This is a genomic window from Kocuria sp. KD4 (assembly GCF_011769905.1).
In the GTDB taxonomy this organism is placed as follows: domain Bacteria; phylum Actinomycetota; class Actinomycetes; order Actinomycetales; family Micrococcaceae; genus Kocuria; species Kocuria marina.
In genome coordinates this window covers 812,545-825,135 of sequence record NZ_CP050449.1, presented here as the reverse complement: position 1 = coordinate 825,135, position 12,591 = coordinate 812,545, and the positions used below count along the sequence as shown (strand labels likewise).

11 protein-coding genes and 1 pseudogene are annotated in these 12,591 nt (G+C 70.3%); 6 read left to right on the top strand and 6 right to left on the bottom strand.

Annotated elements, in window-relative coordinates:
- Positions 1-5: 5 nt before the first annotated feature.
- From HBK84_RS03805 to HBK84_RS03790, 4 genes are all read left to right on the top strand, one after another.
- Complete coding sequence (locus tag HBK84_RS03805) at positions 6-647, top strand: pyroglutamyl-peptidase I (RefSeq protein WP_167318225.1); 642 nt, start codon at positions 6-8, stop codon at positions 645-647.
- 389 nt (positions 648-1,036) lie between these two features.
- Complete coding sequence (locus HBK84_RS03800; protein WP_167318224.1) at positions 1,037-1,462, top strand: helix-turn-helix transcriptional regulator; 426 nt, start codon at positions 1,037-1,039, stop codon at positions 1,460-1,462.
- Complete coding sequence (locus tag HBK84_RS03795; RefSeq protein ID WP_167318223.1) at positions 1,462-2,394, top strand: cation diffusion facilitator family transporter; 933 nt, start codon at positions 1,462-1,464, stop codon at positions 2,392-2,394. The genes HBK84_RS03800 and HBK84_RS03795 overlap by 1 nt, the downstream gene beginning before the upstream one ends.
- A gap of 34 nt (positions 2,395-2,428) precedes the next feature.
- Positions 2,429-3,658 (top strand): amidohydrolase family protein, encoded by a 1,230-nt coding sequence (locus HBK84_RS03790; RefSeq protein ID WP_167318222.1) that lies wholly within the window; start codon positions 2,429-2,431, stop codon positions 3,656-3,658.
- Between the two features lie 84 nt (positions 3,659-3,742).
- Here HBK84_RS03790 and HBK84_RS12810 read toward each other — a convergent pair.
- From HBK84_RS12810 to HBK84_RS03765, 5 genes and pseudogenes are all read right to left on the bottom strand, one after another.
- Positions 3,743-3,901, bottom strand: a pseudogene (locus HBK84_RS12810) (M20/M25/M40 family metallo-hydrolase); the annotation flags it as partial.
- Between the two features lie 48 nt (positions 3,902-3,949).
- Complete coding sequence (locus HBK84_RS03780) at positions 3,950-4,492, bottom strand: DUF3253 domain-containing protein (RefSeq protein WP_167318220.1); 543 nt, start codon at positions 4,490-4,492, stop codon at positions 3,950-3,952.
- Complete coding sequence (locus HBK84_RS03775; RefSeq protein ID WP_167318219.1) at positions 4,489-5,454, bottom strand: WcbI family polysaccharide biosynthesis putative acetyltransferase; 966 nt, start codon at positions 5,452-5,454, stop codon at positions 4,489-4,491. Before HBK84_RS03775 ends, HBK84_RS03780 begins: the two co-directional genes overlap by 4 nt.
- Positions 5,444-6,652, bottom strand: coding sequence for a glycosyltransferase (locus tag HBK84_RS03770; RefSeq protein WP_240919091.1), 1,209 nt, complete (start codon positions 6,650-6,652; stop codon positions 5,444-5,446). The genes HBK84_RS03775 and HBK84_RS03770 overlap by 11 nt, the downstream gene beginning before the upstream one ends.
- 11 nt (positions 6,653-6,663) lie before the next feature.
- A complete protein-coding gene (locus HBK84_RS03765; RefSeq protein WP_240919090.1) occupies positions 6,664-7,689 on the bottom strand; it encodes a hypothetical protein in 1,026 nt (341 codons plus the stop codon).
- Positions 7,690-7,998: 309 nt separating this feature from the next.
- Here HBK84_RS03765 and HBK84_RS03760 point away from each other — a divergent pair, with 309 nt between their 5' ends.
- Both HBK84_RS03760 and HBK84_RS03755 read left to right on the top strand, forming a co-directional pair.
- Positions 7,999-8,619 (top strand): TetR/AcrR family transcriptional regulator, encoded by a 621-nt coding sequence (locus HBK84_RS03760; protein ID WP_240919089.1) that lies wholly within the window; start codon positions 7,999-8,001, stop codon positions 8,617-8,619.
- Entirely contained in the window at positions 8,616-10,394 is a 1,779-nt protein-coding gene (locus HBK84_RS03755; RefSeq protein WP_167318216.1) for an MDR family MFS transporter, read from the top strand. The genes HBK84_RS03760 and HBK84_RS03755 overlap by 4 nt, the downstream gene beginning before the upstream one ends.
- Positions 10,395-10,580: 186 nt before the next feature.
- Here HBK84_RS03755 and HBK84_RS03750 read toward each other — a convergent pair whose 3' ends face one another.
- Positions 10,581-12,521, bottom strand: coding sequence for a CYTH and CHAD domain-containing protein (locus tag HBK84_RS03750; protein WP_167318215.1), 1,941 nt, complete (start codon positions 12,519-12,521; stop codon positions 10,581-10,583).
- Between the last annotated feature and the right edge of the window lie 70 nt (positions 12,522-12,591).

The following is a 12,591-nucleotide window of genomic DNA, read 5'->3' as shown; positions in this document are numbered from 1 at the left end:
AGCCCATGAAGATCCTCGTGACCGGCTTCGAGCCCTTCGGTGGAGAGACGGAGAACGCGAGCGGCGTCGCCGTCGACATGCTCCGCGAGTTCGCGCCGAGCGACGGCGTACGCATCGCCACGGCGATCCTCCCCGTCAGGTGGTCCGGCGCGGGTCCCGCGCTGCTGCGGGCCGTCGAGGAACACCGGCCCGACGCCGTCGTGGCCGTGGGTGAAGCGGGCGGCCGAACGGCCGTCACCCCTGAGCGGTGGGCCAGGAACCTGGGGCACGGGCGCATCCCGGACAACGACGGCGGGGTCCGCGACGCCGCTCCTCTGACCGAGGGTCCCGAACGCCTCGAGTCCCGCATTGACCCTACCGCGCTCGCCCATGCCGTCCAGGACGCGGGCATCCCGGCCGAGGTCTCCGACGACGCAGGCGCTTTCCTATGCAACGCCGTCTTCTGGACCGCGCTGCACCGCACGGATCTGCCCGCCGCGTTCATCCACGTACCCGCGGTCAGGTCGAGAGGATCAGCGGGGATCGGTGCCGAGACCGACCCGGATCACACCCCCGCGGATTCAGCGCTGAGTTTCGACGGCCTTACACACGCGCTGGCGGCCGCTGTCCACGCCGTCGCACTCGAGTCAGGATCGCAGCCGGCCTGAACAGCCCCGGTAGGCCGGATCCACGCCACGGCCCCGAAAGGAGCTCAGCATGGTTTCCACATCACGTTCCGCAGCCACCGCGTTCCTTGTGTCCGGCCTTTTCCTTCTGACCTCGTGCAACGGCGACCGGACGTCCGAGCCGACCCGAGCGAAACGGCCGCGGCGGCGTCGTCGTTGGGTGAGCCCCGGACCGTGACCGAAAACTTGGACGCGCCGTGGTCCGTTGTCTTCCACGGGGGCACTCCCCTGGTCAGCGAGCGCGACTCAGCCAGGATTCTGGAGCTCGACGGCGCCGGGCAGGCTCGCGGGGTGGGCGTCGTTCGCGGCGGCCAGGGCGACACATCGTCCCACACTTTCCCGCATGCGGCGTGCAGCGATATCATCGCTCTATGGCGATTGAAGTAAGTGAGCTCCCCACGTTGGATGCACGAGCCACCGCGGCGTACGCGCACCTGTTCCAGGCGCTGAGTGAACCGACCCGGCTGGCCGTGGTGCAGCACCTGGCCTCGGGGGAACACCGGGTCCGGGACCTCGTGGAGCACATGGGCCTGGCCCAGTCCACGGTGAGCAAGCACCTGAGCTTCCTCGTGGAGTGCCACCTGATCCAGGCACGGCCGGAGGGGCGCGCCACGTGGTACTCGCTCACCCGCCCCCATGAACTCGCGGCCCTGATCGCAGCCGCGGAACGCATCCTGCACGCCACCGGCACCGACGCGGTGCTGTGCGCCCACCTGCGCCACCCCCCGCAGGGACCCGCCACCGGGACCGCTGCAGTGCGGGGCGGGGCGGCGGCGTCGGGACGGGAGGCCGAGTAATGGGCGCCGGACACGTACACGGGCACACCCACGCGGGGGCCACGGGACACCCGGGGCGACTGCGGGTGGCCTTCGGGTTGACCGCGGGGATGGTCGTGGCCCAGGCGGCGGGGGCGGTGATCACGGGGAGCTTGGCCCTGCTGACCGACACCGTCCACGCCTTGACGGATGCGATCGGGCTGCTCGTAGCGCTCGTCGCGGCGCACCTGATGACGCGCCCGGCCAGTTCCAAGCACACGTGGGGCTTCCGGCGCGTGGAGGTGATCGCGGCCCTCGGCCAGGCCACCCTCCTGCTGGGCGTGGGGATCTTCGCCGCTGTGGAGGGTGTCCGGCGGCTCATGGAACCGCGCGAGGTACCGCCCACGGAGCTATTGGTCTTCGGTGCCGTGGGGTTGGCGTGCAACGTGGTGGCCATCCTGGTGCTGTCCTCGAGTCGGGAGAGCAACTTCAACATGCGTGCCGCGTTCCTGGAGGTCGTCAACGACGCCCTGGGCTCGCTGGGCGTGATCGTGGCCGCCGTGGTGATCGCGACCACCGGGTTCCAGCGCGCGGACACCGTGGCGGCACTGTTCATCGCCGCGCTCATCCTCCCCCGCGCCGTGCGGATCATGCGCGAGACCGCAGCGGTGCTCATGGAGTTCACGCCGCGCGGCCTGGATCTGGACCTGTTCCGCGAGCACATCATGGCCCTGCACCACGTGGTGGACGTGCACGACGTTCACGCCTCCACGGTCGCCACGGGCCTTCCCACCATCAGCGCGCACGTGGTCGTGGAGGACGAGTGCTTCCGGGACGGGCATGCGGCAGACTTGCTCCGGGACGTGAAGACGTGTGTCGCGGAACACTTCGACGTGTCGGTACACCACTCCACGTTCCAGATCGAAACGGCGGACATTCGCGATTCGGAATCCCACGAGGTTTTGCACGCCTGACTCCGCCGCAATGCCCACACCCCGGGAGGACACCATGAGGGAACCCACCAGCACGCTGTTCACGGGCGTCGTCGTCTTCGACGGCACGGACTTCCACTCCGGGACCAGGGACGTCCTGGTGCGCGAGGGACGCATCGAGCGGGTGGCCTCGCAGGGTGAGATCCAGGCCTCGCAGGACACGCGCACGGTGAACGGCTCGGGACACACGCTCACCCCGGGGTTCATCGACTGCCACGTACACCTGACCGTGAGCAACGCGGGGTCCCTCGCAGGTTTCGCGGAACCGTTCTCCACGCAGTTCTACCGCTCGGTGGACAACATGCGCCGCACGCTCGACGCCGGTGTGACCACCGTGCGCGATGCCGGCGGCGCGGACGCCGGCCTCAAGCATTCCCTGGCCACCGGGCTGGTCCGCGGACCACGCGTGAAACTCTCGGTGAGCATCATGTCCCAGACCGGGGGCCACGGGGACAGCTGGTTGCTCTCGGGTGCGTGCTCACCCATGCTCGCGCCGCACACCGGCCGCCCCGACGGCGTGGCCGACGGTCCCGACGGCGTGCGGCGCAAGGCCCGCGAGATCCTGCGGGCCGGTGCAGACCAGATCAAGATCTGCTCCACGGGCGGCGTGTTGTCCCCCGACGACGATCCGCAGCACTCGCAGTTCGGCCCGGACGAGATCGAGGTCATCGTGGCCGAGGCCCGCGCACAGGGTGCCTACGTGATGTCCCACGCGCAGGGTGCCCCCGGGATCAAGAACGCCCTGCGCGCCGGAGCACGATCCATGGAACACGGGATCTTCCTGGACGACGAGGCCATCGAGCTGCTCCTGGAGAACGACGCCTTCCTGGTCCCCACGCTGCAGGCCCCGCTCGCGGTGATCACGGCCCACGAGGCGGGCGTGCCCATGCCCCCGGGCGTGGTCGAGAAGGCCCGCCGCGTGGCGCAAGCCCACAGCGCGTCCGTGGCCAAGGCCCACGACGCTGGCGTGAAGATCGCCATGGGCACGGATGCGGGCGTGGGCACCCACGGCGAGAACCTCGAGGAGATCGAGCTCATGGCGGCCAACGGGATGTCCACGGTGCACGCGTTGCGTGCCGCGACATCCACGGCCGCGCAGCTCATCGAGGAACCGTGCCTGGGCAACCTCGAGCGTGGCGCCACGGCGGATCTGGTCCTACTCCGGGGTGATCTCCACCGCGAGGGCGTCACGCAACTGCGCGGCCGGGTCCGCGGGGTGTGGCAGGCCGGGGAACGGGTGCGCTGAGCGGGGCGCACCGCCCCGGCCCCCGGCCGGAACATCAGGCGCGCGCCAGACGCTCCCACGCGAGTTCGGCGAGGGCCGCGGCCTGGGCGCCGCTCCGCCGGTTCCCTCCTCGCCGGGCCGGACCATGAACACGACGTGGCCCGCCAGGTCGTCCCGGCGAGCGCTCAGCGGTGTGGCCGCGCCCACGAGACCAGCGGTGTGCAGGTCGTGGCCGCACGCGTGCATGTTCCCGTTAGTGATGTCGCGTCGTCCAGGAACGTCACGCGACCTCCTCGGTCCGGGCGAGCGGTTTCAGTCCCCGTCCGCGGGCATCCCCGTGAGTTCTGGTCCCGGCGCGAGCCGGACCGGGCCACGGGCTGTGGTGATGTCCACTGTCTCACCTTTTTGCTGCACCGTGATCTCCCCCACGTCCGCCAGTTCCCGGGCCACCGCCCGCACCCCGGGCATGTCGTCCCGCCATTCTTCCCCGCCCAGGGTCCGGGCGACGTCGGACGGGCAGATCGTCGTGCCCGCTCGGTGCCGCAGCAACGCACGGATCGTGGCCGCACGCCGTTCCCGCAGCCCGGACTCCGAGGGGCTCTCCCACCACGGGTCACCTCGCTCCCCCAGCGCGACCTTCGCGTCCTGGACCCGCTCGCGCGCGTGTTCGTCCTTGGACTTCACGGCTCGCCGGGCGCTCATGAGTTCGCGGACGAGTTCCTCCCGGAACGTCTCGGGGATGCACGGGTCCGTGGCGCGCCATGTGCGCCCGTTGACCACGATGTGGTGCCCGTCCGCAGTGCGTTCGGGGCCCGACGACGCCGCGGTCGCCGCGTCTTTCTTTTCCGGGCTCATCGGCGCAGCCCCCCGTCCAGTCCCAGGCGGGAGATGAGTTCTTCGTGGCGCGCCAGACCGGCCGTGACCACGGAAGGGTTCTGGGCGTACCAGCGCAGGTGTTCGGCCGCGATGTCCTGTTCCGGGATGTGTTCCCCGTGGATGATCCAGTCGTCGTGCGGACCCCCGATCAAGTCGTCGGGATCGTGACCGAGGGCTTCGAGCGTGCTCGCGTAGATCGGTGCGCGGATCCCGCCCAGCAGCACCCGCCCGGGATCGGGGACGGTCGCGCTGAGGCCGGCCTCCGCCAGGATCGCCGCAGCGACCTCCGTGAGCACCCCGTTACCCGGGTGATTGATCACGTGCACGGCATTGGGGCCGGCGGCATCCAGGATCGAGGCGGCATCGAGGGCATGGTGCGCGTCCTGCCGCACCCGCAGCTGTCGCAGCGACTCTTCCCGTGCCGTCCACACTGCCTCCGGGGTCGGGCTGGTCAGCTCCACCGTGGACTCACCCCGGGCCGCGGCGGTCAGCACCCGTAGGTCGTGGTACGGGGCCACGGGAGGGTCCCCCACGCCCGGGGCCCGCACGATCGCAAGCGTGGGCATGAGCGCGGTCCAGCGCATCACCGGGATGCGCACGATCCGGGCGTCGTCGGCCAAGCGCGGGAGGACGTCGTTGTTACCCAGGGGCAGGCCGCGGTATCCGGCCACCACGGGCTGGGTCACGAACAACGAGAGCCGCGGCAGCAGGGTATGCAAGTGGGGCAGGTCCTGCTCGGTCAACTCGTGCACGGGCGGCAGGCGCACCCCGTGCCACTCACCGGCCAGGGCGCCGTGGAGCAGGACGCGCAGGGACTCGGCCTGACAGTTGCCGTACACCGCGAACAGCGGGACGTCGGGGAGCTCGTTGAGCCCGTAGAAGTCCCCATAGTGCACCCGGCGGCCCGCGATGTGTGCGTCGTTCGTCGGTTCAGTGGTCATGTCCCACCCTGTCCTCGAGTCGTCGTGCGGTGTCCGCGGCGTGGACCGGGACCTGCGGATCGTCCGGGTCCACGTCCACCGGATCCGATTCTGCCCGGTTCACGGCACGCACGGAACGCACTGTGAGCAACCCCGGCACATGAGTCTCCCCGCGCTCGCACCACCGACGCAGGGGCACGTCCAGAGTGAGGGGCGCGTGGACATCGGCGAGGACCACGGCCCGGTCGAGCACGTTCTGCGGTGGTGCACCGATCCGGATCCGGGGGTCCTCGGCGAGCGCGTCCGGGACCTCCGCGCGGTCCACGAACCACACCCCGGCATCCGTGTCGCGCAGGACGTGGGCGGCGGTGAGGTAGGCCTCGGCGGCGTCGTCGTGCCCGTGCACTTGCACGACCGCCCACGGTTGGGCGAACGCGACACCCGACCCGCGCGTGCTGCGCAGTGGGATCCGCCGGGCGAGGGCGAGGGTTTCGGCGTCCTTGACCGCGCGCGTGGCACTGCGGCCGGCGAGGTCGGGACCGTCGTGCCACGCCCCGGCCCCCGGTACGTGGGTGAAGCGCGCCCCCGCTTGCCAGCAGCGGTACGCCAGGTCCCAGTCCTCGCCGCCGTAGCCCACGAGGGTCTCGTCGAAGCCACCGCAGCGCTCGAAAAGTGCGCGGTCCATCGCGAGCAGCGCGCTGATCACGAGCCGGAAGTCCTCGGTCCCCGCGTCCGCCAGATCCGCCGTGCGGGCGTAGCCGTCCGCCAGCCACACGGGATCCTGCAGCCGACGTGCGCCGGGGACGTCCTCGCCCGCGACCCAGCGCAGCACGGCGGGCACGTTGAGGCCGTCGAGCGCCGCGTGATGGCGAGCGCCCACCGCGAGCGCGCCGTGGCCGTCATCCGCACGGGTGAGCCCGGTGAGCATCGCGGAGACGAACCCCGGCTCGGGGATCATGTCCCCGTCCAGGAACACGAGCACATCACCCCGCGCAGTGCGCGCCCCGAGATTGCGCGCCGCCCCCGCGCGGAAGCCCCGGTCCTCCTGGCGCACCACGGTGCACGTGAACGGGACGGGCGGGATCGTGGGGGCCTCTGCGGAGCCGTCGTCGGCGACCACAACCTCCAACTCTTCTACCGGGTGGTCCTGCTGCGCCACTGCGGCGAGCAGACGGTCCAGGCCACGCTGGTTCTCGAAGTACGGAACGATGACGCTCATCGACGGCGCGCTCACAGCGCACCTCGCCGAGGTGTGAGTCGATCCCCCGTGATCCGCTCCCATTGCATTGCGGCGGCAGCAGCCGTGCCGGGGACCTGAGCCACATCCCACGCGGCGGGATCGATCCACGTGGCGGCGGGATCCTCCAGTGCGCGAGCAAGCGCCGTCGGGAGGTCATCGGTGAGCGTAAGCGCCCATGGGGCCCGCGCCGCGAGTTCCTCGAAGAACGGGTGGGGCGTCACGAGGGGTTTGCGTCCGCTCGCGATCCACCGGCCCACCGATCCGGAGGCCGACACGTGGGACGGTGCGACCACCGGGACCGTGACCTCTTGCGCGGCGCGGGTCAGGGCGGCGTCGGGCAGGAATCCCGTGGCGCTGAACGAGTGCCCGAGTGCGCGGGCCGCGGCGTCCAGGGCCGGGACGAGGTCGTCGTGACCGTCCGAGGGGCGGCCCAGTGCCACGACGTCAACCGGGGTACGCACACCTTCGAGGGCCGCGACCACACGGTCGTGGCCCTTGCCCGGATACAGGAAGCCGAGCATCGCCACGCTCGGAGTGCCGTTCGCCGGATGACGTCGCGCGGCCGCCCACTCCCACGGCTCCGGCGGATCGATGGGCAGCGGGTCCACGAAAACGGCGGTGACATCGGCTGCGACGAACCGCTCGAGCTGGCGACGTTCCGACGCGCTGCTCACGATCACGGTGCGCGCGAGGTCCGCGACGCGCGCATAGGCGGCACGTCGCGCCTCGAAGGCGTGGCCGTCCGACGGCTGGGGAATGTCGTGCAGGGTCACCGAGACGGGCCGGACCCGAGCCAACCGGGCGATCGTGTCCGCGGCGGCCGCGGCGGAATCGCCGAACACGCGGTCGGTGAAGTGCAGGTGCACGGGGGCGTCGTCGCGGAGCAGGTCGGGCAGGAGTTCGTCGACCGTGCCGGACACCGATCGGGCTTCCGGGGTGTGCCGCGCGAGTGCCTCGGCATGCATGCGGACACCGTGCTGGGCCGGGCCCACACAGGCGAGGAGGGGAACTGTCACCGCCCCACTGTATCGACCCGGCCATCCATCCGGCCCCCAACATCTGTGTCCCGGAACAACACGTGGATTCGAGAATCCGTGCATTTTCGGGCCCCAGGTGTTGTGCAGTTCGGCTGCCGCGGCGGTCAGGAGCGGCTGGGTGGGTGGGTGGGTACTGGGTGCGTCCGAGAGGGCCCGGGTGGGCATCGCATGCGTCTTAAAGGACCCGGGTTGGCTGCCGGTCACACCCCGCACGTCGTGACGGAACTCACTTCACCCGTGCACACGTTGCACTTGTGCAACTTTGCACTCGTGCATAGGATTTTCGTCGTGCCTGAATCCCATCCCTCCCTGCGTGAACGCCACCGTGTTCGCACCCTCGCGGAGATCCATCGCGCCGCGCTGGAGCTCGCGACGTCGGGGAATTACGCCGACACCGCTGTGGAAGCCATTGCCGAACGTGCCGGGGTCTCCCGCAGGACGTTCTTCAACTACTACTCGTCCAAGGAGGACGCGATGCTGGGGCTCACCCCGCCGCGACTGTCCGAGGCCGCTCGCGAGCGCTACACGGATCCTGACGCCGGGGACGAGTTCGCTCGCACCGTGCGCCTGTTCGTAGACGTCCTCCGGGACGCCACAGGACCCCCGGAACTGGCCACGCGCCGTCGTGAACTGGTGTGCGCCCACCCCGAACTCAAACGGCGCATCGGGATGCACATCACCGCGGTGGAGAACCTCGTGGTCTCCACCGTCACCGAACACTCCGCGCGCGACACCCCTCCCCGCTCGGAGGAGACAACCCACGCGTTCGTCCTGCTGGCCGGCTCGGTCATCAAGTTCGTGTTCCGTACCAACACGCATCTGGCCACCACACCCGACGACGCCGCCATCCAGCGCGCGCTCGACCACGCCATCGGCGTCTTCCGCACCGCTCTCAAGGAGATCTCATGACCGCCACCGCCACCCGGGCTGTATCCAGCCCTCCTGTGGACGAGAAACCACCCCACCTCGGACTGCTGTTCGCGAGCCTCATGGTCGTCATGCTGCTCGCGTCCCTCAGCCAGACCATCCTCTCCACCGCTCTGCCCACCATCGTGGGGGACCTGGGCGGTGTGGATCACATGAGCTGGGTCATCACCGGCTTCATCCTGGCTTCCACCGTGATGATGCCGGTCTACGGCCGCATCTCCGATCTCCTCGGCCGCAAGCCCGTGCTGATCGCGGCCATCGTGCTGTTCATCGCGGGCTCCGCCCTGGGTGCGGCGGCCGGGACCATGAGCTGGCTCATCACCGCCCGCGTGGTGCAGGGCCTGGGCGGCGGTGGTCTGATGATCCTCGCCCAGACCTCCATCGCGGACGTGGTCCCCGCTCGTGAGCGCGGCAAGTACATGGGCGTGATGGGCGCCGTGTTCGCCGTGTCCTCGGTGGCCGGGCCGCTGCTGGGCGGCTGGATCACGGAGGGTCCCGGCTGGCGCTGGGCGTTCTCCTTCAACATCCCGCTCGGCATCCTGGCCATCATCGCGGTGGCCGTGTTCCTCAAGCTGCCCCGGCGGCCCCGCGAGGAGCGCGAACGCATCGACTATTTGGGCATGATCCTGCTGGCCGGTGCCACCACGTGCCTGATCCTGGTGTGCACGTGGGGCGGGACCCAGTACGACTGGAACTCCCCGCAGATCCTGCTGCTGTGCGCCACCACCCTGGCCGGGGCCATCGCCTTCGTGGTCGCCGAGACCCGCGCGAGCAGCCCCGTGATCCCCCTGTCCCTGTTCAAGGACCGCAACTTCACCCTGACCACCGTGTCCGGGCTCGCGGTGGGCGTGGCCATGTTCGGCGCGATCGGCTACATGCCCACCTACATCCAGATGGTCAAGGGCGTGGACGCCACCCAGGCCGGTCTGCTCATGACCCCCATGATGGCGTCCCTGCTGATCACCTCGATCGTCTCGGGCCAGATCGTCTCCCGCACGGGCCGGTACAAGCTGTTCCCCCTGGTGGGCATGGTGATCATGGGCATCGGCCTGTGGCTGCTGTCCACCCTGGAGGTCTCGGACTCCACCGTGCGGATGTGCGTGTTCCTCGCCGTGTTCGGCGCGGGCATCGGGCTGAGCATGCAGATCCTGGTGCTCATCGTGCAGAACTCGGTGCCCAACCGGATCGTGGGCACCGCCACCGCCTCCAGCAACTTCTTCCGCCAGGTGGGAGCCACCGTGGGCTCCGCCGTGGTGGGCTCGCTGTTCATCTCCCGGCTGAAGGACCTGCTGGCGGAGAACCTGCCCAAGATCCCGGGCACGTCCGCCGGGGCGATGGACGCCAACTCCTTCACCCCGCAGAGCGTGCACGGGCTGCCGGCCATGTTCCGCGACCCGGTGATCCAGTCCTACAACGACGCCCTGCTGCCCATCTTCCTGTTCATGATCCCGCTCGCGGTGCTCGCGTTCGTGCTGCTGCTGTTCGTGGAGGAGAAGCCCCTGGCCACCCGCGTGGACCTGAGCACGGGCGAGATCTCCACGGTCGAGGCCACCGCCACCGAGGCGCAGGCGGCAGTGGGCGCCTCGGACCGCCCCGCAGAATCCCCTCGTCAGCCGGGGACCGTGACGGACAGTGCCGCCTCTGAGTTCCCGCGAACCCGGGAGACCTCGCAGGCGTCGGCAGCCACGCAGACCGCGGCCCGCCCGCCGCGCAGAGGCCGACGCGGTGGCCGCCCGGCGCCGCGCCACCGGGCCTGAAAGAGCGCTCCGGGATCCGAGTGATGCACGCCGTTCGCACCCCGGGACCAGCCGCTCCGCGTTGACCGGGCGGGCGCTGAGGCGAGACGGCCCCGCCACGAATGCAGTGCCCGACCTCACGGGCCCGCAACCGCGCGACAGCACCGCCCCGCCCCTGGGATCCACCCCAGGGGCGGGCGGTGCTCGTCAGTCCTCCGACGGCAGTACCTCGCACAGGTCCTCCACCAGATCCGCGAGGATCTCCGGCGCCTCGAGCATCCCGTCCCGCAGGTCGGACAACTCCATCCCGTGCAGCAGGCCCACCGCGTAGCGGTCCTTGCCCGTGCGCTGGAAGGACCGGCTGGCCCGGGCCAACCACTCCTCCATGACGGCGGCGTCCGTAATCACGCCCAGATCGTCCTGGTAGTCCTTGGCCACCACGGCCGCACGGACCCGCTTCTTGCCCGCCTTCGCGTGGGCGTGCCCCAGTGCCTCGGACACGTACCGCGCGGACTTGGCGGCCTTGCGGGTCTCGTGGACCACGTCGAACGCCGCGGCGGTCTGCATTGCGTCCAGACCCGGGAGGGTGATGCGTCGACCCACTTCGGCAGCCATGTCGCTGACGTCGGTCGCGACATCGGCGTCCGGGACCTTGGCGTTGGCGGAGACGAGCACACGGTTCAACGCGGCACCCAGCACAGTCTTGGCGAAGTCCTTGGCCGAAAGTTGCGCCGCGTCCTCGGTGATGTCCTGGCCCGCCGCGAGCGCTCGCAGGTCCCGCACGAGTTGCAGGTAGGCGGCACCGTCGAGTTCCCGGCGCACGGTGCGGCCCGCCACCACGCCGAGCTGGTCGGCCGCGGCACGCAGTTCCTGCTTGGCCTGTTCCGTCACCACGCCGGAGGGCTGGGCCTCGAGCAACACGTCGAGTCGCTGACGGGCGACCTCTTGATCGCGGGCATCACCCAGGACCCTGGCAACACCCTTGAGGCGCTGTTCAAGATCCGCGACGATGTCCTCGGTCACGAACCCACGCGCGGCCTGCAGTACGGCCCGCAACGCCCGCGAGCGCACCCGCAACTGGTGCACCGAGTCCGGGGCGTCGATCCGCACGGCGAAGTCCCACCGCTGCAGCTCCCCGGTCAGGCGGGCGAGCATCGCCGCGAGAACGTCCGCTCCGGTCGGCTCGGACTTCGTTTCGGGCTCCGGCTCCGCAGCAGCGGGGGCCTGCGAGTCCTTGTCCGAGGACTTCCCTGATTTCTTCTTCGACTTCTTCCCGGTCTTCTCGGCCTTGGCCTTCTTGCCCGGCTTCTTGCCGGAGCCCTTGTCCGTCTCCGCATCGCCCGTCATCTCGGACTTCATGGCCGAACCCCGCTCCGATTCCGCCGACGCCTTCGCGGCATCTGTTTCGCTCACACCACCGTCCGAGGACGTGGCGTCATCGGTGCCGGAACTGGCGTGGTCCGGGAGGGCGGCGTCGTCGGAGGCACCGGCCTCTGCGGCGTGCTCCGGGGCGACGACCCGCACCGAGTCGCCACCGTCCTGGCCCAGGGCGCGGGCGATCTTCGCGACCGAGGACGACGGCGCCGCCCCCGCCGCGTACAGCACGGACTCCACGGCCTCGAACACCGTGCGCGCCTGCTTCTGGGTGAGGTCGTCGCGCGTGAGCTCGACCTCGCACTCGGACCATTCCCGCGTGACCCGGCCGCGCTCGTCGCGCGCGCTGACCGCGTCCAGGCACAGCTCCGCGTACTGACCGTCCTCCCCGAGCACCGGGTACACCGTGCGGTGGGTGTTGATGGTCGCGACCGGGGTGAGCTCCTCGCCCAGGGTCAGGCCCGTGAGGACCTTGCGCAGCGCGGCGGGAATCCGCTGCGCCGAGGTCTTCAGCGGCTCGTAGTGCAGTTCCCCGCGCACCTGCCCAGCCTGGTACTTGACGTGCCAGCCGTCGTCGCTGCCGCCCGTACGACGCCGCACGGCCACCTTCGCGTGCGCGAGCGCGAGATCGGCGGTGTCGTAGTACGTGGCGCTCATCTCGTGCTCCACGGGATCACCCACGGTGAAGTTCTTGAGCTTGTGCAGCTTGAGCCTGGGGGTGCGCTGCCCCGCGACATCGTACTTGCGTTCGATCTCGACCTGTTGGGTGACCATGGTGCTCCCTGTGTGGAACGCGCCGCGGCCCTGGTCGGGTGCCGCGGCGCGTTGCTGTCAACGAATGTTC

Excerpts from the sequence above, each read along its gene's own strand:
- HBK84_RS03805 (WP_167318225.1), top strand. The coding sequence starts at position 6 with ATGAAGATCCTCGTGACCGGCTTCGAGCCCTTCGGTGGAGAGACGGAG.
- HBK84_RS03800 (WP_167318224.1), top strand. The coding sequence starts at position 1,037 with ATGGCGATTGAAGTAAGTGAGCTCCCCACGTTGGATGCACGAGCCACC.
- HBK84_RS03795 (WP_167318223.1), top strand. The coding sequence starts at position 1,462 with ATGGGCGCCGGACACGTACACGGGCACACCCACGCGGGGGCCACGGGA.
- HBK84_RS03790 (WP_167318222.1), top strand. The coding sequence starts at position 2,429 with ATGAGGGAACCCACCAGCACGCTGTTCACGGGCGTCGTCGTCTTCGAC.
- HBK84_RS03780 (WP_167318220.1), bottom strand. The coding sequence starts at position 4,492 with ATGAGCCCGGAAAAGAAAGACGCGGCGACCGCGGCGTCGTCGGGCCCC.
- HBK84_RS03775 (WP_167318219.1), bottom strand. The coding sequence starts at position 5,454 with ATGACCACTGAACCGACGAACGACGCACACATCGCGGGCCGCCGGGTG.
- HBK84_RS03770 (WP_240919091.1), bottom strand. The coding sequence starts at position 6,652 with ATGAGCGTCATCGTTCCGTACTTCGAGAACCAGCGTGGCCTGGACCGT.
- HBK84_RS03755 (WP_167318216.1), top strand. The coding sequence starts at position 8,616 with ATGACCGCCACCGCCACCCGGGCTGTATCCAGCCCTCCTGTGGACGAG.
- HBK84_RS03750 (WP_167318215.1), bottom strand. The coding sequence starts at position 12,521 with ATGGTCACCCAACAGGTCGAGATCGAACGCAAGTACGATGTCGCGGGG.